Genomic DNA, 24,370 nt, shown 5'->3' with positions numbered 1-24,370 from the left:
CTAACTTTTTCAGCAGCGTAACTAATAACTCCGCTTTTTCGTGAACAACATGGCGTAAAACCGATGACTGAAATGATTTCAGCGACAATATTATTGTTGTTAATTATGGATCCGCTGGGCAATCTGCCGATTTTTATGTCGGTTTTAAAGCATCTGGAGCCGAAACGGCGGCGAGTGGTGCTGATCCGTGAAATGTTGATTGCCCTGATCATCATGCTGCTGTTCCTGTTTACCGGTGAACGCATCCTGGCATTTTTGAATCTGCGTACTGAAACGGTGTCGATTTCCGGCGGGATCATCCTGTTTCTTATCGCCATTAAGATGATTTTCCCGTCGGCGGAAAGCAGCAGTTCTGGTTTACCGGCGGGTGAAGAGCCCTTCCTGGTGCCGCTGGCGATCCCACTGGTGGCCGGGCCATCGCTGCTGGCGACGCTGATGCTGCTGTCGCATCAATATCCGCATCAGATGTCGCACCTGGTCGGCGCGCTGCTGATCGCCTGGGGCGTGACGGTGGGTATTCTGCTGATGTCAGGTCTGTTCCTGCGGCTGCTGGGTGATAAAGGCGTGAATGCGCTGGAGCGGCTGATGGGATTAATACTGATTATGCTGGCCACACAGATGTTCCTGGACGGCATTCGGGCTTATCTGAAGTTATAAGCGCACCTTTGTCCTTTTGCCCTGACAGGCTGGCAGGCAGCCGCATTAATTCAGCCTGTTTATCACAAAGTTACGGCATTGAAATGAACAATATTATTTATATAATGCTGTAAAAAAGGAGATATCTATGGCGGGCAGTATCGAAAATTATGCCGGGACAGGCGTCTTTATTTTCGTTGAGCGGCTTTACAGCAGGGATGCGCCGAACTGGCACGGTGTTGGCGCCTCCATGGTGCAGATTCACAAAATGGTTTACCAACTTTATCATAAGCAAGATGTTTATCTGGAAGGCAAGAAGATCGAACCCGACAGCGCGACGGTTTGGCAGCGTTTAAAAATCCTGTTTGGCGCGGATTTGGTGCAGAAAAATGCAGCCGATAACAGTACCTGCTTTTCTCTCGACTATGCAGGTTCCCGCTTTGTCACTACGCCTTTCTCAGGCATTGATTCAAAAAAAATCCCGGATTTTTTGACCAGAGAATATACCCTGCCTGGCCGCAACGTGCTGGCCTTTGGCAGCGATCCCTTTCCGCATGTCAGCCTTTATGGCCGTTCAGATGCCCGCTTTGTGATGGCGGAGGGTGGTAAAGGTGACCCGACCGCCGCCGCGAAATACGATGCAAAAAGTAAACAGCTGGTGATGGTGGACCCCGGAAAAGAGCTGCCGCAGCTGATGCAGCGTCTGAAAACCCGGAGGGAAATGCAATGAGGTTGTTATTACCCTTTTTTTTCGGTGCGCTCTATCTGATAACAGGTTACTTCTCCCTTCAGGAAGTGCTGCAGTATGCCAATGGCGGCCATTCAGGAGTGATCACCGATATGTGCAGTTATCTGGTTGCCCCGCTACTCTGCGCGTTGCTCTGGCTGCTGGTTTATCTGGTAGCCTGGTGGGGTTTCAGAAAAATTGCCTTTCTGTCCGCGGCTAAAGAAACAGCCTTTCAGGCACTATTCTTTCTGGCAAATATACTCTGTTTGGCTGGACTGACCGTATTATCCGTCTCGGGCCGGAAAGCGGCATTGAATGACGTGCAGCTGATACAAGTTGACGTCACTGATTTTGCCTGGGTTTACTTACTTGCCGCCGCCATTACGCTGGTTGTTTTTGCTGTGATAAGAAGAAAATGGGCATGAACAGGCTGCTGCAGATTATCAAAAGCTGTCTGCTGAGCACGTTTAACTATGAGGGGCGTGAAGGAAGGACGAGCTATTTTATTTTCCTGCTGTTTCAGCTGGTCTGGTTCTGCAGTTATCTGCAATGGTTTACCGGGCCACAACATGAAATAGGCTTAATCGCGCTGCTGCTGTTTATTTTGCCTGTTTTTTCCTGTGGGGTGAGGAGAATAAATGACTCTGGCTATTCACGCGGCATCATTGTTCTTTTGGTAGTGGCGCCTTATCTGCTGTTCCCTTTTTTACTCTTCCCCCGCTCGCGGGAAAAAAACCTGACGGGCCGATAGCCCGTCGGGTTGGTCAGGAAAGCAGTTCGAAAGCAATCATACCTACGATAGCCCCGGTAGTGCCGAGAATGGTTTCCATCAGTGTCCAGGTCTTCAGCGTTTCCGCTTCGCTGGCCCCGGTGAAGCGACCAAACAGCCAGAACCCGGCATCGTTCACATGGCTGATAATGATTGAGCCACCGCCGATGCAGATCGACAGCGCCGCCAGCTGAGCGCCGCTGTAGTGCAGCGGTTCAATCACCGGCATGATTAAGCCCACCGTGGTCAGACAGGCGACCGTCGCCGATCCCTGAATCACCCGCACCGCACCCGACAGGATAAAGCAGGCCAGCGCAATTGGCAGTCCTGCGCCGGTCAGCGCATTGCCCAGCACCGGACCCACGCCGGAGTCCACCAGCACCTGCTTAAACACGCCGCCCGCGCCAATCACCAGCAGGATAATCCCGGCCGGTTGCAATGCGCTGCCACACACCTGCATTACCCGCTCTTTATCCATACCCTGACGGTAAGCCAGGCCATAAATCGCCACCAGCAGCGCCAGCAGGATTGCGGTGAAAGGATGGCCGATAAATTCCAGCCACTCATACAGGGTGGTGCCTTCGGTCGTGAAGCGTGCGCCGATGGTTTTCAGGCCAACCAGCACCAGCGGAAACAGAATCAGTGAGAGGCTGAAGCCAAACGACGGCAGCTTGCTCTCATCGACATCCGGTTGATGATCTTCCGGCGGCGCGCTGAACGAGACGTGGTTGCCAATGAAGTTGCCAAACAGTGGCCCGGCAATCAGCATGCCCGGGATCGCTGCACAGAGACCCAGCAGGATCATCCAGCCAAAATCTGCGTGCATCTGCGAAGCCAGCAGCATCGGGGCCGGTCCGGGCAGCAGGAACGCCGCCGCTGCGGCCACACCGGCAAACAGCGGGATCACCAGCTTCACCAGATTGCCGCCGGTACGCCGTGCCACCGCAAAAGCGATACTGATCAACAGCACGACTGCCACCTCAAAGAAGAGCGGCAGCGCGCAGATCAGACCGGCAATGCCCATCGCGTAATGGGCACGGCTCTGACCAAAGGTTTTCAGCATCCGGATGGCGATCTGATCAACTGCGCCGGTTTCATGCAGGATTTTGCCGAACATCGCGCCCAGCGCGACCACAATCGCGAGGAAGCCGAGCGTGCCGCCCATCCCCTTCTGCATGGTTTCAGCGATTTGATTCAGTGGCATGCCGGAGAACAGCCCGGCACCGATGGACACTAACATCAATGCGACGAAGGCGTGCATACGGGCCTTCATCACCAGGAAAAGCAGCAGCAGGACGGAGCCCGCTGCGGTCAAAACGAGTGTTGCGGTATTCATCTCTAACCCTGGCTGATAGCGTCCTGGATAGTCGCAACCGTAGCCGCCACCACATCGTCCAGTGAATGCGCGATATCCACCACCAGTACATCCGACTCGTCCCGCCCTGGCTCTTCCAGCGTCGCAAACTGCGTCACCAGCATCTGCGGCTTGAAGAAGTGGCCTTTACGCGCTTTCAGGCGGGCTTCGATGGTGTCGAAGTCGCCCTTCAGGTAGACGAAACGCAGGTTGTCATTTCCCTGACGCAGGATGTCGCGATAACTTTTCTTCAGTGCTGAACAGACAATGATGGAAATCGCCTGGGTGCGCTGCATGGCAAACGCGGCGTCGTTCAGTGCCTGTAACCATGGCTGGCGATCGTTGTCATCCAGCGGATGACCATCGGCCATCTTCAGGATGTTGGCGCGGGGGTGGAGAAAATCACCGTCAAGAAAGGCCGTATTGAGCTGGTGAGAAACCTGGTTGGCGACGGCAGATTTTCCGCTGCCTGAAACGCCCATCAGGATAAAGACGTGATGTGACGGGGATTGCGTTGTCATTTTTCTGCTCCGGCAGGTGAGAATTTGCCAATGTTACCGATAACAATGTCGTTTCTCATTCTCCTGGCCGGTTAACAGCCTGGCAACCTTTTTACCAGGAAAAGCGTGAAAGTGTGAGCTGACTCATAAAAACACCACAATCAGATGCTGCCGCCTTCACTGATCTCAAAACCGACATCCAGCAGCGCATTTTCACTCTTTTCACCAGCGATACGGGCCAGCAGCACAGCGGCGGCTTCACGCCCCATGCGGTCGCGCGGCGTCAGCACCGTCGCCAGCTGTGGCGTCACCACCTGGCTGATGTCATGGCCGTGGAAACCGGCAATCGCCATCTGAGTAGGCACCTGCAATCCCTGGCGCTGGCACTCAAACATCGCGCCGACCGCCAGATCATCATTGGTACAGAACAGGCTATCCGTTTCAGGATAGAGACGTTGCGCCTCACGCAGCAAATCACCACCGGCACTGAATGAAGAGGCATCTTCCATCATCACGCTGCGCGGCGTCAGCCCCGCTTCACGCATCGCGATTTCGTAACCGCGCTGCTTCTGCAGCGTACGTTCATCAAGACGTGCGCCGAGGTAGACGGTGTGACGATGACCTTTGCTGAGGATCGCCCGCGTCATCTGCCGGGCCGCTTCGACATTATCAAAGCCGACCGCCATATCCAGGCAGGGCGTGACGCTGTCCATCATCTCAATCACCGGAATACCGGCCACTTCCAGCATGCGCAGCGTGCCCGGCGTATGGGTACGTTCGGTGAGGATGACGCCATCAATGTTCCAGCCCAGCAGCGAGCGCAGTTGCAGCTCCTCTTTTTGCGGGTTGTAACCAAAGTGGGCGACCAGCGTCTGATAGTTAGCTTCGTCGGTGACGGCTTCGATGCCGCGCAAGACGTCGGCAAAAACCTGGTTGGTGAGTGACGGCAGCAGCACGCCAATGGCGCGACTGGTGGCGTTAGAAAGCATATCGGGGGCGCGATTGGGGATATAACCCAGCTCATCCAGTGCCACTGCAATCTTGTCCCGCAGAGCAACAGAGACCTGCTCAGGATTGCGCAGGTAACGGCTGACGGTCATTTTTGTAATGCCGACGCGATCGGCAACGTCCTGTAATACCGGTCTTTTCTTCTTCATCGTAGCGCCTGGGATCGCCCTGAAAGCTAAAGTACGATGAGTCTATCACTTTTCTGTCACAAAATTGCCAACTGGGCGCGACGAGTCGCGCCCGTTATCTGCTTAGACCGGTGGTAGATCAAACAGCAGGACTTCTGCAGCCGAGCTGGCTTCAATTGTCAGCGCGCTTTCGTCCCAGATCGCCAGGGCATCGCTGGTGGCAACCGCGTTACCGTTAACGGTCACATCACCTTTAACCACCTGAATCCAGATACGACGTCCCGCATTAATCGCGACGTTGTCCTGCTCACCGGCAGCCAGCACCCAGCGCGATAAGGTCATGTCCTGAAAAACTTTCAGCGACCCTTCACGGGCATCCGGGCTTAACACCAGCTGACGTCCCTGTACATCCGGGAAGCGGCGCTGATCGTAGCGTGGCTCAATGCCGGTACGCTCAGGAATGATCCAGATCTGATAGAGGTGCAGCGGCTCGCTTTCGCTGGCGTTGTACTCAGAGTGACGGACACCGGTGCCGGCGCTCATGATCTGGAACTCCCCTGCCGGGATCTGCTCTTTGTTGCCCATGCTGTCCTGATGCTCAACCGTACCGGAGAGCACGTAGGTCAGAATTTCCATATCTTTATGAGGATGGGTGCCAAACCCCTGACCGCCATCGATCACATCTTCATTGATGACCCGCAGCGCGGAGAAACCCATAAAGTTCGCATCGTGATAGCTGGCGAAAGAGAAGGTGTGCCAGCTATCCAGCCAGCCATGGTTTGCGTGACCGCGTTCTTCAGCTTTGCGTACATAGATCATGTTCAAATCTCCTCAATGTTTTTTATAGTGTGTCCCTGAGGCGGTCTGATTGATAGCTGAAAAACTTCACTCCTCTGTTCAAATTCATTGAATGAGTGTGAGCCGGTGGCTGAAAAGGATTGATGGAGAGCAGGCAAAAAAAAGCCAGCGGATAAGCTGGCTAAATAATACTGGAAGCAATGTGAGCAATGTCGTGCTTTCCCGGGCTGTCGATGACCTCCCGGGACCGCATGACAATAATAATCATTATCATTCGTATCTGTAAAGCGCTTTTCACATTTTTTACCTTGATTAGTGTGGTGAATACCTTGATGTTTAAAAGGTTTTTTTGGACTAAAGGAGAGACCATGAGTGAAATAGTTGTCCGCCACGTCATGCCAGATGATGCCGAAGCGCTGCACAGGATCTACGGGCAGCCGGATACCCAGGCCAGCACACTGCATCTTCCTCACTCCTCACTACAGATGTGGCAAACCCGTCTCGCTGCGCCTCAGCCTGATGCGCATCTGCTGGTAGCCTGTATCGATGAAGAGGTCGTCGGTCAGTGTGCGCTGCATGTCGAAGCGCGCCCCAGACGCCGTCACGTCGCCTCTCTGGGCATGGGCGTGGATGAACGCTACCGGCAGCGAGGCGTCGGTACCGCACTCATGCGTGAAATGGTCTCTTTATGCGACAACTGGCTACAGGTGAGCCGCATGGAGCTGACGGTGTTCGTGGATAATGGCCCGGCCATCGCCCTTTATCAGCGTTTCGGTTTTAAGATTGAGGGAACGGCCAAAGGCTTCGCACTGCGTCACGGTGAACTGATCGACGCGCATTATATGGCGCGGGTTAAAGCCTGACGTGTGGAAGCAGAAAGGGCACCGAAGGTGCACTTCAGATTGATGACAAATCTAAAGTCCGGTGAATCTGAAAGTAACTGATTAGCTTAACGCGCTGGGAACACGGGCATAGGAGGAAAGCGTCCCGCGCCTGGGACAAAAACGCCCGGAGCTTTTTTGAACAACGCAATGCGTTGGCCCGGCTACGCCTGGCACGCCCGTCAGGCGATGTTTGTGAGGATCACGCCGCACTGATCACCTGCTATGGCTGACGTCATGCAGAATGTTTCTGATAAGCTGCAAATTATTTCGGATGCAGGTGATGCGCAGTCGCGCTGACTTATATACCAGCATAGAGCGCTTTGCTCAGAGTTCTGGAACGATCAGTAGTAATGAAATCTGAGGGCACTGCAGACCTGGCTGCAGATTACAAAAAAACGGAACCAGGGTAGTGAAAGAGGATGATTATTTATGATTGATAATTATACAGTTATTACAAAAATGCAGGCTGACAGTCTGCTGGGAGTGCGCCTTGATAAGGCATTGGACGACGTAAAAGATGCCGTTCTGGATCAGGCTCGGCATGTCAACATGAGTGTCACACGTCTGGCTTTCTACAGCTCATGTTTTACCGATAATTATCAGGACGTATGTGCAGCGCAGAAAAGTGAAGACGTGCGTTTTATGGAAGCACTGGTTCAGTTAGTAAAGCGTCATGATGTCATCAAAAGAATGTTTCAGATCTACGTTGAGCACCTTCTGAGTAATCGCTCCTCTGAAAGCACACGCAGAATTCAGCAGGCTCTGATAAAAAAAGGGGCGACTATCGCGTCATCCTCACTGACCAATCAGGGGCTTAGTTCTGCTATCGTCGCTGCTCTGGGTTTCAGCTTCGGGATGAAAATATCCGTAGATACCAAACTTGCCAAAATCTCTGCTGTATCAGTCACTCTTGCAAGCTATTACGGTTATGTTCAGGAAGCGGCAGAGGCTGCACACAGGTTGTTGCAGCTCAGCCCCATTTATTACAGCGCGCTTTACGCTGAAAAGTTAGAAATGCTTTATTTCATCATTGAGCCGGTAATCAATCAGAATGTACATCTGATTTCTACTTTGTCTTCAGAGGACGAAATCGCCAACGCCATCATGCGAGTTCTTAGATGAGTAATTATTTTATCAAATGGCTGCACCGGCAGTTCCGCTATTTTGCGGCCACCCTAATCCCGGCAGTGCTTATTATCGGATTCGGCATGCTGGCCGTCACCTTCTGGCCAGCCTTTGCATGGAGCTCAACAGCCGTCTTTGCCGTTCTGGTCATAGGCCTGACTTTCTGGCTCGTTTAAAGAATTGCACATCATCCCCTGTATGCCCATTAGCGACATACAAGGGATAACGCTTTTGCGTCTTTCCGTTCTGACCGTGTTCCCTGAGCAGGCTCGACCCAGCCGCCACTTTGTTCTCAGATATCAGTATCCCGCACTCAAATCATCAATGCTGCGCGGATCGGAAGCGCCATACAGCATGCCATCTGGCCCGATCATGATGCTCTGCGTACTGCCCATCGACGGCAGCACCTTCACATGCTGACCTTTAGCTTCCAGCAGACGCAGCGTATCGGGGCTGAAGCCCTTCTCCACCCGTAGCTGATCCGGCAGCCACTGATGATGGAAGCGCGGCGCATTGGTAGCTTCCGCCACGTTCATCCCGAAATCGATGCTATTAACCACCATCTGCAACACCGTCGTGATAATACGGCTGCCGCCAGGACTGCCGGTCACCAGCCAGGTTTTGCCGCCTTTGGCGACGATCGTCGGCGACATTGATGACAACGGACGTTTCGCTGGCTGCACCGCATTCGCTTCCCCACCGACCAGCCCATAGACATTGGGTGTGCCTGGCTTGGCTGAGAAGTCATCCATCTCGTTATTCATCAGGATGCCGCTTTTACCCGCCACAATTCCGCTGCCGAAATAGGTGTTCAGCGTGTAGGTCACCGCAACCGCATTGCCCTGCTTATCCACCACCGAGAAATGCGTGGTCTGATTACTTTCGTAAGGTTCGAGCTTGCCAGGTTTGATCTCGCTGGAAGGACGCGCCTTCGCCACATCGATCTGCTGCGCCAGCGTTTTGGCGTAGGCTTTACTGGTCAGCGCCTGCCACGGCACCTTCACGAAATCAGGATCGCCGAGATATTCTGAGCGGTCCGCATACGCATATTTTTCCGCTTCCGCCATCACCTGCATGGCGTCAGCGCTGCCAAAGCCCATCTTCGCCAGATCGAAGTTCTCCAGAATATTCAGGATCTGCACGATGTGGATACCACCGGATGACGGAGGCGGCATTGAGAAGACTTCATAGCCACGGTAGGTGCCGCTGATTGGCTTACGCTCGACCGCACGATAGGCCGCCAGGTCAGCTTTGTTGATCAGGCCGCCGTGCTGCGCCATCTCTCCGGCGATCTCATCCGCGATTGCACCTTTGTAAAAGGCATCCGGCCCCTGACGGGCAATCAGTTGCAGGCTATGAGCCAGATTCTTCTGCACCAGCCGATCACCCTTCTGCCACGGCGTGCCGTCAGGTTTGTAGAAAATCGCTTTACTGTTGGGATGGGTGATCAGTACTTCTTTGCCGTAGGTTTTCAGGTCATCCGCCAGCGCATCGTTGACCGGAATACCGTCACGCGCCAGTTTGATCGCCGGTGCCAGCAGGGTGCTTAGCGGTAGAGTGCCATATTTTTGCGCGGCCAGCGCCAGTCCGGCGACGGTGCCCGGCGTACCAGAGGCCAGATGTGACGTCAGCGACAGCTTACTGTCGGCGTTGCCCTGCTTATCCAGGAACATATCGCGCGATGCGTGGCCCGGTGCCATTTCACGGAAATCAATGGCGGTAGCGCGACCCGAGGCGGTGCGCAGCAGCATAAAGCCACCGCCACCTAGGTTGCCCGCCTGCGGATGGGTCACGGCCAGCGCAAAGCCCACGGCGACCGCGGCATCCACCGCATTCCCGCCCTGACGCAGGATCTCTACGCCGACCTGGGTTGCCATCGCATCCACCGACGCCACCATGCCATGCTGCGCTTTTACCGGGTGAAAAGTATCACTGTCTACGCCGTAGGAGACCGGCGGAGCCTGAACAGGAGCAGCGTTAGCACCCGCCACTACGGTGAAACTCATCACCAGCGACCAGCTAAGCTGACGCACTGTTTGCTGCATTTTCATCCTGCCACCATCCCGTATTGTTATTTACATTTTTTTATCATTTCTGCAAGTGTCTACAAATACAGCAAATTAACCGGGGTTAAGTCAAATCAGGAATACATCTGAAAGTAAGGTCTGTGATATCGGGTAAACTTATGGGTGCGACCCTGATATCGGTGTGCGCCGTCGTGCACCCAAAACCCTGTCGCGTTAAGGAAGGAGGAGTGATGAAAAAGTGGATGATTGTTTTAGCCGCCCTGCTGCCTTTCGCCAGCCAGGCGAATACGCTGAACAGCACCAACGATCCGAACAAACCGGGTTATAACCCGAGTCAGCAGCGGATGCAGTCGCAGATGCAGACCGACCAGCAGCAGCAACAGCTCAAGCTGCGCCAGGATCAGCAGCGTCAGACGCAGGACATGCAGCGTAAAATGCAGGAACAGCGGAACAGCGCCCAGCAGCGGGTGATTACCTCGCAGCCGGGCCAGCAGAATCAAAGCCAGAACCAGAACTAACTAAAATCGGGGCCGATGATGTCGATGCTGTCGGTACAGATGGCATCGACGCCCCACTTCAGTAGTTCCTGCGCCCGATCCGGGCTGTTCACGGTATAAACCAGAATCTTCAGTCCGCCTGCTTTCAGTTCGGCGACCCGCTCCGCAGTCAGCACCTTGTGATTGAGATGAATCGACACGCACGCCAGCGCAGTCGTTTTTTCCTGCCACTCTGGATCCCAGCTGTGCGACAGCAGGCCACGCGGCAGCTGCGGCTCGACCTGCATCGCCGCTTCCAGTGCTTCAAAAGAGAACGAAGAGAGCAACGGTGCGGTCTGGCCCTGCCACAGGATCGCGGCAGCCTGGGCCACGGCGCGTCCGGTTTCGGCGTCACTGCCGGTGGTCGGTTTAATTTCGATGTTCGCCATCATCTGATGCTGACGGCAGCGGGCCGCGACTTCATCCAGCCGCGCCAGTTTCTCGCCGCTAAACGCATTGCCAAACCAGCTGCCCGCGTCGAGCTGCGACAGCTTCTCCCACGGCAGCTGACCCGCCACGCCCCAGCCATTACTGGTGCGATCCAGCGTGTCGTCATGCAGCAGAAATATCTGTGCATCCGCCGATAATTTGGCATCAAACTCAATCATCTGATGACCATATTTCGCGCCGGTGTCGATCGCTGCCAGCGTGTTTTCCGGTGCCAGTTTACCGCCGCCGCGATGGGCAACGATGCGGGGATAGGGCCAGTGTTGTGTGCTCATTCCAGACGCTTTCCATGGGTTGAATCGAAGAAGTGTAACGCATCTGACGGCAGATGCAGCCACAGCGAACTGCCAGGCTGCGGCCGTTCGCTGTGGGCTAAGCGTACCACCAGTGGCGTGTCACCGATGCGACCATGTGCCAGATTATCGGCACCCAGCATCTCCAGCGTATCGACTCGCAGTGGGATGCCACCCTGCTCGCGGCTGCTGAGCTGGATATGCTCTGGCCGGATACCTAATACTACCGGCCGGTTAGCCCATTTCGCTTTTGTGTCGCTGAGCGGCAGTGCATGCGAGGCGTCAAGCTCGAAGCGCGAGCCGTCACTGCTGAACTGCCCATGCAGCAGGTTCATGGCGGGCGCGCCGATAAACGAGGCAACAAACTGGCTGGCGGGACGCTCATACACTTCAACCGGCGTGCCGAGTTGTTCGACCACGCCTTTGTTCATCACCATTACCCGCTCCGCCAGCGTCATCGCCTCGACCTGATCGTGGGTCACATAGAGGCTGGTGGTCTGTAAGCGGCGATGCAGTTGCTGCAGCTCCAGCCGCATCTGCACCCGCAGGCGGGCATCGAGATTCGACAGCGGCTCATCGAACAGAAACACTGCCGGTTCACGCACGATGGCGCGACCCATCGCCACGCGCTGGCGCTGTCCGCCCGAGAGTTCGCGAGGCCGGCGCATCAGCAGGTGATCCAGCTCCAGACTGCGCGCCGCGTCGAGCACCCGCTGGCGGATCTGCTCTTTGCCCATCCCGCGGATTTTCAGGCCATAGGCCATGTTCTCCTCCACTGACATGTGGGGATAGAGCGCGTAGTTCTGGAACACCATCGCAATGCCGCGATCTTTCGGCTCTTCCTGGGTGACACGCCGGTTGTCGATATAAATATCGCCAGAGGAGACGCGCTCCAGTCCGGCTACCATGCGCAGCAGGGTCGATTTCCCGCAGCCGGAAGGCCCGACCATCACCATAAACTCGCCGTCATTGATGGTGACGTTCAGCGGCTGAATGATCTGATTTTTGCCATCGTAGGACTTGGTTACTGCCTGAAGGGTTACGCCTGCCATCTTATTTCTCACTCTCAACCAGACCGCGCACAAAGGCACGCTGCATGACTAACACCACCACCAGCGGCGGGATCAGGGTTAATAACATTGCCGCCATCACTTCGTTCCACTGGGTCGGTGAGCCGCTGGTGGAGATCATGCTTTTGATCCCCGCCACCGCCGTGCCGAGGCTGGCGTCATTAATGATCAGCAGCGGCCAGAGATACTGGTTCCAGCCGTAGATAAAGGTGATGACGAACAGCGCCGCCAGATTGGTTTTCGACAGCGGCAGCACAATGTCGATGAAGAAGCGCATCGCGCTGGCACCGTCGATGCGCGCTGCTTCCACCAGCTCATCCGGCAGCGACATAAAGAACTGACGGAACAGGAAGGTGGCGGTGGCCGAAGCCATCAGCGGCAGGGTTAATCCGCTGTAGCTGTCGAGCAGGTTAAGATCGGCAATCACCTGCACCGTGGGGAAGATACGTACCTCCACCGGCAGCATCAGGGTGATGAAGATCAGCCAGAAAAAGAGCGTGCGCAGCGGAAAACGAAACCAGACCAGCGCAAACGCCGACAGCATCGACACCGTGATTTTGCCGAAGGTGATGCCGAGCGCCATGATCATGCTGTTGAGCAGCATCAGGCCAAACGCCGGTCCGCTGCCGTTGACGCCGTGCGTCCAGATGTGCGAAATGTTCTCCCACAGGTACGAACCGGGCACCAGCGTCATCGGCACCTGATAGACCGCCTCGTTATCCAGCGTCGCCGCCACAAAGGCGACATAGAGCGGAAACAGGATGGTGAGCACGCCCAGCACCAGTACGATGTGGCTGAAGATATCCAGTCCGCGTCGATTCTCAATCATTGGTATTGCACCTTACGTTCAACAAAGCGGAACTGGAGCACCGTCAGCCCGATCACCAGCAGCATCAGCACCACCGACTGTGCCGCGGACGAGGAGAGATCCAGCCCGGTAAAGCCTTCGCGATAGATTTTGTAGATCAGCGTGGTGGTCGCCTGCACTGGCCCGCCGCCGGTTGCGGCATCGATCACCGGGAAGGTATCGAAGAAGGCGTATATCAGGTTCACCACCAGCAGGAAGAAGCTGACCGGCGTAATCAGCGGCAGTGAGAGGTTGAAGAAGCGACGCACGGGTCCGGCACCGTCAATCGCGGCGGCTTCCACCAGGGATTTGGGAATAGACTGGAGTGCGGCGAAGAAGAACAGGAAGTTGTAGCTCATCTGCTGCCAGATCGATGCCAGCACCACCAGGAACATCGCCTGACCGCTGTTCTGCGCGTAGTTCCAGTTGTAGCCGACGTGGTTCAGCAGGTAACTGAACAGGCCCAGACCGGGATTAAACAGGAACATCCAGAGCACCGCGGCCACCACGGGCGCAACGGCGTAGGGCAGCAGCAGCAGGGTCTGATAGAGGCGGCGCAGTCGCACCACATAATCCACCAGCGCCGCCAGCAGCAGCGAGAAGACCATGCCGAACACCGTTACCATGCCGCTGAACTTTATGGTGGTCCAGAACGAATCGAGATAATAGGGATCGGCAAACAGTCGTCTGAAGTTTTCCAGCCCGACAAAGCTGCTGGAGATGCCAAAAGGATCGAGGCTTTGCAGCGAATACCACAACGCTTCACCGGCAGGCCAGAGAAAGAAGATAGCGGTAATCAACAGTTGCGGCAGCACCAGAAGATAGGGCAACAGACTGGTGCGAAAGACCGGACGAGATGAAGACATGGCGTACCTGACGTCAGAAAAGAGGGGCCAGCCAGGCTGGCCCGCAAGAGGAGATTACTTCACCTGCTGCTGGAAGCGGCGCAGCAGCTCGTTGCCGCGTTTCACTGCGTTATCCATCGCATCCTGCGGCGACTGCTTGCCGGTCCAGACGCTTTCCAGCTCTTCGTCGATCACGGTACGAATCTGCGGCATGTTGCCCAGACGCATCCCTTTAGTGAACGGCAATGGTGGCTTGTTCATCATCTGGCGAGTGGCGATATCCGCACCCGGATTCTTATCGTAGAAGCCCTGCTGTTTAGTCAGCTCATAGGCGGCGGTGGTAATCGGCAGATAGCCCGTTTTCTGATGCCATTCCGCAGCGATTTCCGGTTTAGCCAGGAACTGCATGAATTCGGCCACGCCTTTGTAGGTTGCCGCATCTTTGCCTTTCATCACCCACAGGCTCGCACCCCCAATCAAGGCGTTCTGCGGCGCATTCGGCACGGTGTCGTCATACGGCATCATGCCAACGCCGAAGTTGAATTTGGCGTAATGACGGATATCGGCCAGCGAACCGGATGAAGCGGTGGTGATGCCGCAGTCGCCGTTGTAGAACTTGGCGGTGGACTCATCTTTGCGGCCAAAGTAGGTGAAGTCCCCTTTCTTGTTCATCGCTTCCAGCAGTTCGATATGACGAACCAGTACCGGCTTGTTGAACTCCAGCACCGCGTCCAGTCCGTCAAATCCGTTGTTTTCCGTCGCTACCGGCAGAGCATGCCAGGCACTGAAGTTTTCAATCTGGATCCAGCCCTGCCAGCCGCTGGCGTAGCCACAGCTCATGCCCGATTTACGCAGTGCGGCGGCATCCGTCGCCAGCTCCTGCCAGGTTTTAGGTGGCTGGTCCGGATTCAGACCCGCTTTTTTAAAGGCGTCTTTGTTGTAGTAGAGCACCGGCGTCGAGCTGTTGAACGGCTGGGAGATCAGCTGGCCTTTGCTGTCGCTGTAGTAGCCCGCCACCGTTGGCACGAACTGTTTTTCATCGAAGGGAATGCCGGCATCTTTGAAGACCTGATGCACCGGCACAATCGATTTAGAGGCCATCATGGTCGCCGTACCGACTTCATAGACCTGCAGCACCGCAGGCGCTTTGCCGCTGCGCACCGCCGCGATCCCTGCTGCCAGGCTCTGCTCGTAGTTACCTTTGTAGGTCGGAACAATTTTGTAATCGGGATGCGTCTGGTTAAAACGCTGTGCCAGCGAATCCACTTCTTTGCCTAGCTCGCCTTCCATGGAGTGCCAGAAAGGAATCTCAGTGGCGGCCATGGCATGGCTGCTGAGCGTCAGACCGAGCAGCGCGCTCATCAGGCTACGACGAAAGGTAACGACGGACATAGAATTTTCCTGTGCAGGTAAATACGCGTGAAATCACGGATTTCTGTTTCGCGAAGTAACATGACACGGGGAAATGACGGATTAATAACAACCAGATGACAGCCGGATGACAGGCTTTATTGAGGAAAAGAGGACGCTGGCAGCGCGGCGGCAAACCGCCCGCGCTGCCAGTTTTTAGTTACATAAAAGAGCGCAGGGTCAGGGGGGGTAAGTTGCCCCTGGCTTTATTCTCAGAACCTCTCAAACCAACACTCAAGGCCGTCGGCGTCGCAGGCAGTTCGGCACCGGCCAGCGCGCAGTAACCGGAGCGTATAAATATACGTGAGGATTACGAGCACTGCCCGGTGTCGAAATGGCAAGTAAGCCAGGCCCATGCACACCAAAGTGCGCAGCCACCGGAGCGTACTCATAGTACGTGAGGATGGCGAGCACTGCCCAACCGCAACCTGGCAAGTAAGCCAGGCCGTGCCCCATCAGACACCTAAGTACGCGCTGCGGACGGCTTCGTTGGATAGGAGAGCTGCACCGGTATCTTCGAGCACCACATGCCCGTTCTCCAGCACATAGCCCCGATCCGCCAGCTTCAGCGCCTGATTCGCATTCTGCTCCACCAGGAAAATTGTCATCCCCTCGCTGCGCAGCTGCTCAATGGTGTCGAAAATCTGCTGAATAATGATCGGTGCCAGTCCCAGCGAAGGCTCATCCAGCAGCAGCAGGCGCGGCTGGCTCATCAGCGCACGGCCAATCGCCAGCATCTGCTGCTCGCCGCCTGACATCGTCCCGGCGCGCTGGATTTTGCGCTCTTCCAGACGCGGGAAGAGTTCATACACGCGCTTAATCCGCGTCAGATAGTCCGGCCGGCTGGCAAAAAAGCCGCCCATCGCCAGGTTCTCTTCTACCGTCATGCGCGAAAACACCCGCCGTCCCTCTGGCACGATGGCGATCGCTTCACGCATGATGCGCGCCGTTTGCCAGTCAGTAATCGCTTTGCCATCAAAGGTAATGGTGCCCTGGGTCGCGCGCGGCTCGCCGCACAGCGTGCCCAGCAGCGTGGTCTTTCCGGCTCCGTTAGCGCCAATCAGGGTGACGATTTCGCCCTGATTGATATAGAGGCTGACGTTGTGCAGCGCCTGAATTTTGCCGTAATGGGCGCTGACGTTTTCAATGGTTAACATCGCATTTGCCATCTCAGGCCTCTCCTAAATAGGCACGAATGACATCCGGATTATTGCGAATCTCCTCCGGCGTTCCGTTAGCCAGCGGCGTTCCCTGATTAACCACGTAAATACGGTCAGAAATACCCATCACCAGCTTCATATCATGTTCAATCAGCAGCACCGACACCTTGTGTTCGCCACGCAGTTCCGCAATCAGCGCGTCCAGCTCGTGGGTCTCTTTGGGGTTAAGACCCGCCGCCGGTTCATCCAGCATCAGGATCTCCGGGCGCGTCACCATGCAGCGCGCAATCTCCAGCCGACGCTGCTGACCATAGGCCAGATTGCCCGCCTGACGGTTTGCCAGATCCAGCAGACCGACCCGCTCCAGCCAGGTCGCCGCACGATCCAGCGCCTCGCTCTCACTGCGGCGAAACGCCGGGGTTTTCAGCAGGCCGGAAAACACGCCGCTTTTCAGATGCTGATGCTGAGCAACCAGCAGGTTCTCAATGACCGTCATCTCACGGAACAGACGCACGTGCTGGAAAGTGCGCACGATGCCCATCCGCGCAATCTTCTGGCCCGGCAATCCTTCCAGATGCTGCTCACGCAATTTGATCGTGCCACCGGTAGGCTTGTAAAAGCCGGTCAGGCAGTTGAACACGGTGGTTTTACCGGCACCGTTGGGACCAATCAGTGAAACGATCTCCTGCGGACGCAGCTCCAGCGCCACATTGTTCACGGCTAACAGACCGCCGAAGCGCATCATCAGGCCTTCAACGGCTAATAAAGGCTGAATCATGCCTGCTCTCCTTTTTTAGCGGCTCTGAGCTTCAGATGCGGACGCTTCATCGGCAACAATCCCTGCGGACGCCAGATCATCATCAGCACCATCAGGCCACCCAGCACCAGCATGCTGTACTCATTAAGATCGCGCATCAGCTCACGTGACACCACCAGCAGAATGGCGGCCAGAATCACCGCAAACTGCGAGCCCATCCCGCCCAGTACCACAATCGCCAGCACAAAGGCGGATTCGACAAAGGTAAAGGATTCCGGACTGACAAAGCCCTGACGCGCCGCGAACAGACTGCCAGCAAAGCCCGCAAACGCGGCACTGATGGTAAAGGCGGTCAGCTTGATGCGGGTCGGACTCAGGCCCAGTGAACGGCAGGCAATCTCATCTTCGCGCAGCGCTTCCCAGGCCCGGCCCAGCGGCATCCGCAGCAGCCGGTTGATCACGAACAGTGTCAGCACCACCAGCAGCAGCGCCACCAGGTAGAGGAAAATAATGCGGTCGCTGGGATCGTACTTCAGCCCAAAGAAGTTATGGAAGGTATCCCAGCCGCCTTCACGTGGCGTACGGCCAAACTCCAGACCAAACAGCGTCGGTTTCGGGATCTGGCTGATGCCATTCGGGCCGCCGGTCAGCGCGGTATTGTTCAGCAGCAGAATACGCACGATCTCACCGAAGCCCAGCGTCACAATCGCCAGATAGTCGCCACGCAGTCGCAGCACCGGGAATCCCAGCAGCAGACCAAACAGCGCAGCAACCATGCCGGAGAGCGGCAGACACTGCCAGAAGCCAAGACCGTAATAGTGGTTCAGCAGCGCAAAGGTGTAGGCACCGATGGCGTAGAAGCCGCCATAACCCAGCACCAGCAGGCCAGAGAGTCCGACCACTACGTTTAAGCCCAGACCGAGCATCACGTAGATCAGCGTCATGGTGGCGATATCAACGGTGCCGCGTGACACCAGGAATGGCCAGGCAATCGCCGCGATAATCATCACCGCCATCACCAGCTTCTGCTTTGGCGTCGAGCCATCCAGGCCGGGTAACACCAGTGCCGGACCGGAAATTTTCTTCAGGCCGCTTTGCCAGACCGGACGCAGCAGCTGGAACAGAAACACCACCGCACAGCCTGCGGCGATCCAGTTCCAGCGCACGCTACCGGCGTTCTGCACCACCAGATTGGTGCCGTCCAGATTCAGGCGCAGTCCCATAAAGAAGGTGGCGAGCACCAGCAGCATCACCGAGGAGATCAGGGCGTTGATAAAGGAAGACTTCATACTTTTTCGACCTCCGGGCGACCCAGAATCCCGGTTGGCATCACCAGCAGCACCACAATCAGCAGAGCAAACGAGACCACATCTTTATATTCCGTGCTGAGATACGCCGAGGTCAGCGCTTCAGCAATGCCCAGCACCAGGCCGCCAATCATTGCGCCCGGAATACTGCCAATCCCGCCCAGTACGGCAGCGGTGAAGGCTTTCATGCCTGCCATAAAGCCGATGAAAGGGTTAATCGACCCATAGAACTGGCCCAGCAGCACACCTGCGACTGCCGCCATCGCGGCACCGATCACAAAAGTCAGCGAGATCACGCGGTCGGTGTTTATTCCCAGCAGGCTGGCCATTTTCAGGTCTTCAGCGCAGGCGCGACAGGCGCGGCCCATGCGGGAATAGCGGATAAAGGTGGTCAGCGCCAGCATCGCCAGGAACGTCACCACCCAGATCACAATCTGCATGGTAGAAATCGTGGCGGCAAAACCGTTGCTCTCACCGACCGTCCACTGTCCGGTAATCAGGCTCGGCAGCGCCAGGTCGCGTGAACCCTGCGTCAGGCTGACGTAATTTTGCAGGAATATCGACATTCCGATGGCGGAGATCAGCGCAATCAGGCGCTTGGATGAGCGCACAGGCCGGTAGGCGACACGCTCGATGCTCCAGCCGTAGGCACTGGAGATAATCACCGCCATCACGAAGCCAGCTGCAATCATCAGCCAGGTCGTGTCGATGCCCATCATCATCAGGGCGGCAATCACGATAAAGGAAACATAGCTACCGATCATGTAGACCTCGCCATGGGCGAAGTTGATCATGCCGATAATGCCGTAAACCATGGTGTAACCGATGGCGATCAGCGCGTAGGTGCTACCCAGGGTCACACCGTTAAACATCTGCTGAATAAAATAGAGGAACTGCTCGGACATACCTTGACCCTTACTTAACCGATCGCAGGCGATCGGGGTACAAAAAACGCCTGGCAGACGAGCACCAGGCGTTCGTGTCGCTGGTCAGGGGAAACCGGTTACCCGGCTTCCCGCTCACCACAAAACAGCCTGGTTTATTTCACTGCGGTCGAGGTGCCATCGGCATGCCATTTGAAGACGCCGAATTCAAAGCCCTTGAGATCGCCCTTCTCATCCCAGTTCAGGTTGCCCATCACGGTTGGCACGGCAGCGCCTTCCTTGAGGTTTTTCACGATAGCGTCCGGCTCAGCGCTCTTGCTGCGCTCCATACCGGTTGCCAGCGACTGCAGAGCTGCATAGGTGGTCCAGACGAACGGGCCGGTTGGATCCAGTTTCTTCGCTTTCAGCGCGTCAACGATCGGTTTGTTGGTTTCAACCTGGTCGTAGCGTTTCGGCAGAGTCACCAGCATGCCTTCAGAAGCCGCACCGGCGATGTTCGACAGCGAGGCGTTACCCACGCCTTCTGGTCCCATAAACTGAGTTTTCAGACCAGCAGCACGTGCCTGACGCACGATCTGGCCCATTTCCGGGTAGTAACCGCCGAAATAGACGAAATCGACGTTCTCTTTCTTGAAGCGTGCGACCAGGGTAGAGAAATCTTTGTCGCCTGCGGTGATACCTTCAAACATCACGATATTGGCGCCCTGCTTTTTCAGGCTCTCCTGCACGGAGCGCGCCAGGCCTTCGCCATACTGCTGTTTGTCGTGAACGACAGCGATGCGCTTAGGTTTCAGCTCGCTCATCACATATTTCGCGGCGGTCGGACCCTGGTCAGAGTCGAGACCAGTAGTGCGCATAATCAGCTTATAGCCACGGGCAGTCAGGTCAGGTGCGGTCGCAGCCGGGGTGATCATCAGCACGCCTTCATCTTCATAGATGTCAGACGCGGGCTGGGTGGAGGAAGAGCAGAGGTGGCCAATAACGTAATGGATGCCGTCGTTAATCACCTTGTTCGCTACCGCAACCGCCTGTTTCGGGTCGCAGGCGTCATCATATTTCACCGCAACCAGCTTGTTACCGTTAACGCCGCCTTTGGCGTTGATGTCTTCAATCGCCTGCGTTGCACCCGCGAACTCCATGTCACCGTACTGTGCGACCGGACCCGACATTGCGCCAACAATCGCCACTTTGATATCTTCAGCCAGCGCCGCATGGCTCATCGCCAGTGCTACACATCCCGCCAGTAATGCGCGACCTTTCATTTTCATCCTGACTACCCCATTTGTTTTGTCGTGTATGTTGTGAGTGCTTGCGTTGCCAGATAAAGCCGAAAACTGATTAATCTTGAAGGAGTTAGCGTACTTTTCTGGCATTTTTTAGTAATAAGGCTTTATTTTTCAGGTTATTAAACAGGAAGTTTCTTCTGTAAATCAACTGACATATTCAGAATTGACTGAGTGAAACAGCATAATACACTGGAGGCAACGGCCGGTTTTTCACCACTTTGCCAGCGCGTTATGCTGGATTGATCGCCTGCTATCCCTGTTTACAACTATCATCCTGGCATCCAGGCCATCTTTTGACCTGTTTTATTGATGAAAATGTGGTAGCACTCTGGTTGTATACTTTCGCTGCACTTTCCCCTATTACAGAGGTTTTTGTTATGAAGCTCACTATTCAGCGTTTAACCACGCTGACCGCGCAGGACCGCATCGATCTTGGCAAAATCTGGCCGGATCTGGAGATTGAACAACTGGAACAGAGTCTGAGTGAGCGACATCGCCTCTACGCCGCACGCTTTAATGATCGGCTGCTGGCGGGTTTGCAGCTGGAAATCTCGGGGATGCATGGCAAGATTCACCGGCTGACGGTGCGCGATGTCACCCGGCGACGCGGCGTGGGACAGTATTTGCTGGAGGAGACAATCAGGCAGAACGGGTCGATATCTGACTGGTGGATAGCCGATGATGGCAGTGACGATCAGCAGGTACGGGCGACGTTTATGCAGGCATGTGGTTTCAGGGCACAGAGTGATGGCTGGATACGGGCCGTAGAATAGGCAGACGAAGAAAACAAAAAGGGCGACATCATCTGTCGCCCCTTGAGGTCATATTACGCTTCGATCGCCATACGCAGTTTCTTCATGGCGTTCTTTTCCAGCTGCCGGACTCGTTCGGCTGATACGCCGTACTGATCGGCCAGCTCCTGCAGCGTGGTTTTGTTGTCTTCATCCAGCCAGCGGGCGCGAATGATGTGCTGACTACGCTCATCCAGACCTTCCATCGCATAGCTCAGCTTGTCAGCGGCGTGCGCGTCCCAGTTATCCTCTTCAATGCCGTCGGCAAAGTCAGAGGTTTTATCCTGGAGATAAAGCACTGGCGCCATCGAACGGCCTTCGCTGCTCTCGTCGTCGGCAGACATATCAAAGGTCATGTCCTGCGCGGCCATACGCGATTCCATTTCACGCACATCTTTGCTGCTTACGCCCAGCTCACGCGCAACCATCTCGACTTCGTCCTGATTGAACCAGCCCAGACGCTGCTTGGTTTTACGCAGGTTAAAGAACAGCTTACGCTGTGCTTTAGTGGTCGCGACTTTCACGATACGCCAGTTACGCAGCACGTATTCGTGAATCTCCGCTTTAATCCAGTGCACGGCAAACGAAACCAGACGCACGCCCACTTCAGGGTTGAAGCGACGCACCGCTTTCATCAGGCCGATGTTGCCTTCCTGGACCAGGTCAGCCTGTGGCAGACCGTAGCCGGAGTAATTACGAGCGATATGAACTACAAAGCGTAGGTGAGACAGGATCAGCGTCTTTGCTGCATCCAGATCGCCCTGGTAATGCAGCCGTTCAGCCAACGCTTTTTCCTCTTCAGCCGAGAGCATCGGCCAGGTATTCGCAGCCCGGACGTAAGACTCCAGGTTGCCAAGAGGAGCAATAGCTAAAGTTTGCATTTCTTTGGTCATTCAAACCCTCACAAATTCAGTGGAATTGCCGCACATTTCCCTGCGCAGACGATACATTAAGTCAACGTCGCGCGAAATCCGAAAGCAATCTGTGCTACTTAGAGTGATAAAGTTATCCACAAGTTCAATTGTAGCAGTGAATATTTTACACACAGATGACAGGAAGGGAAGAGGGAGAAAAATCCTCTGCACCCACCATCGGTAGCAGAGGACCATTATAACAAAAAAATGTTGCAGGCGTTTACTGCGGCGTAAATCGACGTAAATGTTGTACTGTTGCCAGCCACGCAGCTACCCAGCCGATGATGGCAGCAATCAGTAACAGCAGCAGCGCCTCATCCCAGGAGAAGCCTTCCAGCGAGAAGGTGGTACCAAATACGGTCGCCACACTGGCGACAACGGATTGCAGACGCAGCACCAGCACTTCTGACAGCAGCAGTGATAGCACCGCCCCGCTGAATCCCAGCAGCGCCCCGCCGTAGAGGAAAGGACGCAGGATAAAGCCGTCAGTAGCACCAATCAGCTTCTGCACGTTAATCGTGTCGCGGCGGGCAAAGATGCTGAGACGGACGCTGTTACCGATCACCAGGAACACCGCCACAATCATCAGCACGCCAATCATTGAGGCGATCTGCCCCACCAGCCCGGTCAGCGCCGCCAGTCTTGCAAACCAGCTGTCATCCATCCGCACTTCATCCACGCCCTGCACTTTGCTCACCCGATCGCGCAGGCTCTGCATGGTGTCTGAGTTCTGGAAATTGAGCTTAGGCGTGATGATGGCCACCGCAGGCAGCGGATTCTGCTCCAGCATATCCATTGCGCCGCCAAAGCCAGACCAGTTGCGGAACTCGTTCAGCGCCTCTTCCCGCGTCAGGTAGTTGACGTTATCCACGCCTTCAACCTGCTTGAGCTGCGCCACCACGTTTTCTGCCGCCGTATCATCCAGCGTTTTGGAGAGATAAACGGTTAACTGCGGCGCCGGATACCACTGCGTGGCCGCCTGGCTGACGTTTTTCCACACCATGTAGCAGACGCTGGGCAGCGTCAGGGAGATAGCGATAACCATGACCGTCAGCAGGGTAGCCAGCGGCTGACGCCACATATCAGAAAGCGTGCCGCGCAGCGCATAGCGCCACTGCTCCTGCCAGCCGCCCTTCAGCGCTTTACTTTTCGACTGCTGCTTCGGTTTCGGCGCAGCCGGACGTTTAATGCGTTTATTGACCATCGTGGCCTCCGTGCAGACGTCCCTGATTCAGTGTCATCATCCGGTAATTGCGTCGGGCGATAAGACCACTGTCATGCGTCGCCATCAGAACGGTGACGCCGACGCGGTTAAACTCTTCGAACAGGCGCAGAATGTCTTCTGACAGCGCGTCGTCAAGGTTACCGGTCGGTTCATCGGCCAGCAGAACGGCCGGCTTGTTCACCACCGCCCGGGCGATGCCCACACGCTGCTGTTCACCGCCCGAAAGCTGAATCGGATAACTTTTCGCTTTGTCGAGCAGGCCCACTTTATCCAGCGCCGCCGAAACGCGACGACGGATATCTTCGCCGCTGGCACCGGAAATAATCAGTGGGATCGCCACATTGTCATAAACCGAACGATCCATCAGCAGGTGGTGATCCTGGAAGATCATGCCAATCTGACGACGCAGGAAAGGCACCTCGCTGTTACGCAGGCGGGAAATGTCATGGCCGCTGAACCAGATTTTTCCGGCACTCGGGCGCTCAATGCCACAAATCAGCTTCAGCAAGGTACTTTTACCGGCACCGGAGTGGCCGGTCAGAAACGCCATTTCGCCAGGACGCAGACGGAAATCTACCCCCTGTAGCGCCTGACGTCCGCCGAGATATGCCTTACTGACCTCTTCAAAGCGAATCATCCTAA

At 55.7% G+C, this 24,370-nt stretch carries 27 protein-coding genes; 9 read left to right on the top strand and 18 right to left on the bottom strand.

Going from position 1 to position 24,370, the window contains the following annotated elements; translation table 11 throughout:
- Window positions 1-63 precede the first annotated feature (63 nt).
- From ACN1CO_RS19775 to ACN1CO_RS19760, 4 genes are all read left to right on the top strand, one after another.
- Complete coding sequence (locus tag ACN1CO_RS19775) at window positions 64-657, top strand: YhgN family NAAT transporter (protein ID WP_003853054.1); 594 nt, start codon at window positions 64-66, stop codon at window positions 655-657.
- 127 nt (window positions 658-784) lie between these two features.
- Window positions 785-1,366 (top strand): hypothetical protein, encoded by a 582-nt coding sequence (locus tag ACN1CO_RS19770; protein WP_157353903.1) that lies wholly within the window; start codon window positions 785-787, stop codon window positions 1,364-1,366.
- A complete protein-coding gene (locus ACN1CO_RS19765) occupies window positions 1,363-1,788 on the top strand; it encodes a hypothetical protein (protein ID WP_419140384.1) in 426 nt (141 codons plus the stop codon). Before ACN1CO_RS19770 ends, ACN1CO_RS19765 begins: the two co-directional genes overlap by 4 nt.
- Window positions 1,785-2,114 carry a DUF805 domain-containing protein gene (locus tag ACN1CO_RS19760; RefSeq protein ID WP_081113823.1) on the top strand — a complete coding sequence of 110 codons (330 nt, stop codon included), beginning with the start codon at window positions 1,785-1,787 and terminating at the stop codon, window positions 2,112-2,114. The genes ACN1CO_RS19765 and ACN1CO_RS19760 overlap by 4 nt, the downstream gene beginning before the upstream one ends.
- Window positions 2,115-2,127: 13 nt before the next feature.
- Here ACN1CO_RS19760 and gntU read toward each other — a convergent pair whose 3' ends face one another.
- The 4 genes from gntU to ACN1CO_RS19740 form a co-directional block, all read right to left on the bottom strand.
- Complete coding sequence (gene gntU / locus ACN1CO_RS19755; RefSeq protein WP_010671538.1) at window positions 2,128-3,468, bottom strand: gluconate transporter; 1,341 nt, start codon at window positions 3,466-3,468, stop codon at window positions 2,128-2,130.
- Between the two features lie 2 nt (window positions 3,469-3,470).
- Window positions 3,471-4,007, bottom strand: coding sequence for a gluconokinase (gene gntK / locus ACN1CO_RS19750; RefSeq protein ID WP_010671537.1), 537 nt, complete (start codon window positions 4,005-4,007; stop codon window positions 3,471-3,473).
- A gap of 140 nt (window positions 4,008-4,147) precedes the next feature.
- Window positions 4,148-5,143, bottom strand: a complete 996-nt coding sequence (gene gntR, locus ACN1CO_RS19745) for a gluconate operon transcriptional repressor GntR (RefSeq protein ID WP_419140383.1) — start codon at window positions 5,141-5,143, stop codon at window positions 4,148-4,150.
- Between the two features lie 102 nt (window positions 5,144-5,245).
- Complete coding sequence (locus ACN1CO_RS19740; RefSeq protein WP_419140382.1) at window positions 5,246-5,941, bottom strand: pirin family protein; 696 nt, start codon at window positions 5,939-5,941, stop codon at window positions 5,246-5,248.
- Between the two features lie 347 nt (window positions 5,942-6,288).
- Here ACN1CO_RS19740 and ACN1CO_RS19735 point away from each other — a divergent pair, with 347 nt between their 5' ends.
- From ACN1CO_RS19735 to ACN1CO_RS19725, 3 genes are all read left to right on the top strand, one after another.
- Window positions 6,289-6,783 carry a GNAT family N-acetyltransferase gene (locus tag ACN1CO_RS19735; protein ID WP_419140381.1) on the top strand — a complete coding sequence of 165 codons (495 nt, stop codon included), beginning with the start codon at window positions 6,289-6,291 and terminating at the stop codon, window positions 6,781-6,783.
- Window positions 6,784-7,233: 450 nt separating this feature from the next.
- Entirely contained in the window at window positions 7,234-7,926 is a 693-nt protein-coding gene (locus ACN1CO_RS19730) for a hypothetical protein (RefSeq protein WP_419140380.1), read from the top strand.
- Complete coding sequence (locus ACN1CO_RS19725) at window positions 7,923-8,105, top strand: hypothetical protein (RefSeq protein ID WP_419140379.1); 183 nt, start codon at window positions 7,923-7,925, stop codon at window positions 8,103-8,105. The genes ACN1CO_RS19730 and ACN1CO_RS19725 overlap by 4 nt, the downstream gene beginning before the upstream one ends.
- A 123-nt stretch (window positions 8,106-8,228) precedes the next feature.
- Here ACN1CO_RS19725 and ggt read toward each other — a convergent pair whose 3' ends face one another.
- Window positions 8,229-9,980 carry a gamma-glutamyltransferase gene (gene ggt / locus ACN1CO_RS19720; RefSeq protein ID WP_419140378.1) on the bottom strand — a complete coding sequence of 584 codons (1,752 nt, stop codon included), beginning with the start codon at window positions 9,978-9,980 and terminating at the stop codon, window positions 8,229-8,231.
- Between the two features lie 206 nt (window positions 9,981-10,186).
- Here ggt and ACN1CO_RS19715 point away from each other — a divergent pair, with 206 nt between their 5' ends.
- A complete protein-coding gene (locus ACN1CO_RS19715; RefSeq protein ID WP_419140377.1) occupies window positions 10,187-10,474 on the top strand; it encodes a DUF2756 domain-containing protein in 288 nt (95 codons plus the stop codon).
- Here the strand turns inward: ACN1CO_RS19715 and ugpQ are convergent.
- The 10 genes from ugpQ to ACN1CO_RS19665 form a co-directional block, all read right to left on the bottom strand.
- Window positions 10,471-11,214, bottom strand: coding sequence for a glycerophosphodiester phosphodiesterase (ugpQ, locus tag ACN1CO_RS19710; RefSeq protein WP_419140376.1), 744 nt, complete (start codon window positions 11,212-11,214; stop codon window positions 10,471-10,473). The two genes, ACN1CO_RS19715 and ugpQ, sit on opposite strands and share 4 nt — an antisense overlap.
- Window positions 11,211-12,284: a sn-glycerol-3-phosphate import ATP-binding protein UgpC gene (locus ACN1CO_RS19705; RefSeq protein ID WP_419140375.1), complete on the bottom strand. Its 1,074-nt coding sequence runs from the start codon at window positions 12,282-12,284 to the stop codon at window positions 11,211-11,213. The genes ugpQ and ACN1CO_RS19705 overlap by 4 nt, the downstream gene beginning before the upstream one ends.
- A 1-nt stretch (window position 12,285) precedes the next feature.
- Window positions 12,286-13,131, bottom strand: a complete 846-nt coding sequence (gene ugpE / locus ACN1CO_RS19700; RefSeq protein WP_419140374.1) for a sn-glycerol-3-phosphate ABC transporter permease UgpE — start codon at window positions 13,129-13,131, stop codon at window positions 12,286-12,288.
- Window positions 13,128-14,015, bottom strand: coding sequence for a sn-glycerol-3-phosphate ABC transporter permease UgpA (ugpA, locus tag ACN1CO_RS19695; protein ID WP_275771073.1), 888 nt, complete (start codon window positions 14,013-14,015; stop codon window positions 13,128-13,130). The genes ugpE and ugpA overlap by 4 nt, the downstream gene beginning before the upstream one ends.
- Window positions 14,016-14,069: 54 nt before the next feature.
- On the bottom strand, window positions 14,070-15,386 hold the full coding sequence (ugpB, locus tag ACN1CO_RS19690; RefSeq protein ID WP_419140373.1) for a sn-glycerol-3-phosphate ABC transporter substrate-binding protein UgpB: 1,317 nt from the start codon (window positions 15,384-15,386) through the stop codon (window positions 14,070-14,072).
- Window positions 15,387-15,859: 473 nt separating this feature from the next.
- Complete coding sequence (gene livF / locus ACN1CO_RS19685; protein WP_419140372.1) at window positions 15,860-16,573, bottom strand: high-affinity branched-chain amino acid ABC transporter ATP-binding protein LivF; 714 nt, start codon at window positions 16,571-16,573, stop codon at window positions 15,860-15,862.
- A 1-nt stretch (window position 16,574) separates the two neighbouring features.
- Window positions 16,575-17,342 carry a high-affinity branched-chain amino acid ABC transporter ATP-binding protein LivG gene (livG, locus tag ACN1CO_RS19680; RefSeq protein ID WP_013359342.1) on the bottom strand — a complete coding sequence of 256 codons (768 nt, stop codon included), beginning with the start codon at window positions 17,340-17,342 and terminating at the stop codon, window positions 16,575-16,577.
- A complete protein-coding gene (locus ACN1CO_RS19675; protein WP_419140371.1) occupies window positions 17,339-18,610 on the bottom strand; it encodes a high-affinity branched-chain amino acid ABC transporter permease LivM in 1,272 nt (423 codons plus the stop codon). Before ACN1CO_RS19675 ends, livG begins: the two co-directional genes overlap by 4 nt.
- Window positions 18,607-19,533: a high-affinity branched-chain amino acid ABC transporter permease LivH gene (gene livH / locus ACN1CO_RS19670; RefSeq protein ID WP_009087789.1), complete on the bottom strand. Its 927-nt coding sequence runs from the start codon at window positions 19,531-19,533 to the stop codon at window positions 18,607-18,609. Before livH ends, ACN1CO_RS19675 begins: the two co-directional genes overlap by 4 nt.
- A 134-nt stretch (window positions 19,534-19,667) precedes the next feature.
- Complete coding sequence (locus tag ACN1CO_RS19665; protein ID WP_090966866.1) at window positions 19,668-20,780, bottom strand: branched-chain amino acid ABC transporter substrate-binding protein; 1,113 nt, start codon at window positions 20,778-20,780, stop codon at window positions 19,668-19,670.
- A 395-nt stretch (window positions 20,781-21,175) separates the two neighbouring features.
- Here ACN1CO_RS19665 and panM point away from each other — a divergent pair, with 395 nt between their 5' ends.
- Window positions 21,176-21,571, top strand: coding sequence for an aspartate 1-decarboxylase autocleavage activator PanM (gene panM / locus ACN1CO_RS19660; RefSeq protein WP_419140370.1), 396 nt, complete (start codon window positions 21,176-21,178; stop codon window positions 21,569-21,571).
- Between the two features lie 53 nt (window positions 21,572-21,624).
- Here the strand turns inward: panM and rpoH are convergent, their stop codons facing one another.
- The 3 genes from rpoH to ftsE all read right to left on the bottom strand — a co-directional run bounded on the left by rpoH (window position 21,625) and on the right by ftsE (window position 24,365).
- The gene (gene rpoH, locus ACN1CO_RS19655) at window positions 21,625-22,482 is read right to left on the bottom strand and encodes an RNA polymerase sigma factor RpoH (RefSeq protein ID WP_010253314.1); all 858 of its coding nucleotides are present in this window, start codon (window positions 22,480-22,482) and stop codon (window positions 21,625-21,627) included.
- Window positions 22,483-22,723: 241 nt separating this feature from the next.
- A complete protein-coding gene (ftsX, locus tag ACN1CO_RS19650; RefSeq protein ID WP_283546862.1) occupies window positions 22,724-23,707 on the bottom strand; it encodes a permease-like cell division protein FtsX in 984 nt (327 codons plus the stop codon).
- Window positions 23,697-24,365, bottom strand: coding sequence for a cell division ATP-binding protein FtsE (ftsE, locus tag ACN1CO_RS19645; RefSeq protein ID WP_003852197.1), 669 nt, complete (start codon window positions 24,363-24,365; stop codon window positions 23,697-23,699). The genes ftsX and ftsE overlap by 11 nt, the downstream gene beginning before the upstream one ends.
- Window positions 24,366-24,370: the final 5 nt, after the last annotated feature.

The organism is Pantoea sp. R13S299 (genome assembly GCF_048515925.1).
GTDB lineage: Bacteria > Pseudomonadota > Gammaproteobacteria > Enterobacterales > Enterobacteriaceae > Pantoea.
Note: the sequence above shows the minus strand (reverse complement) of the source record. Positions and strands in the feature narration are given on the sequence as shown.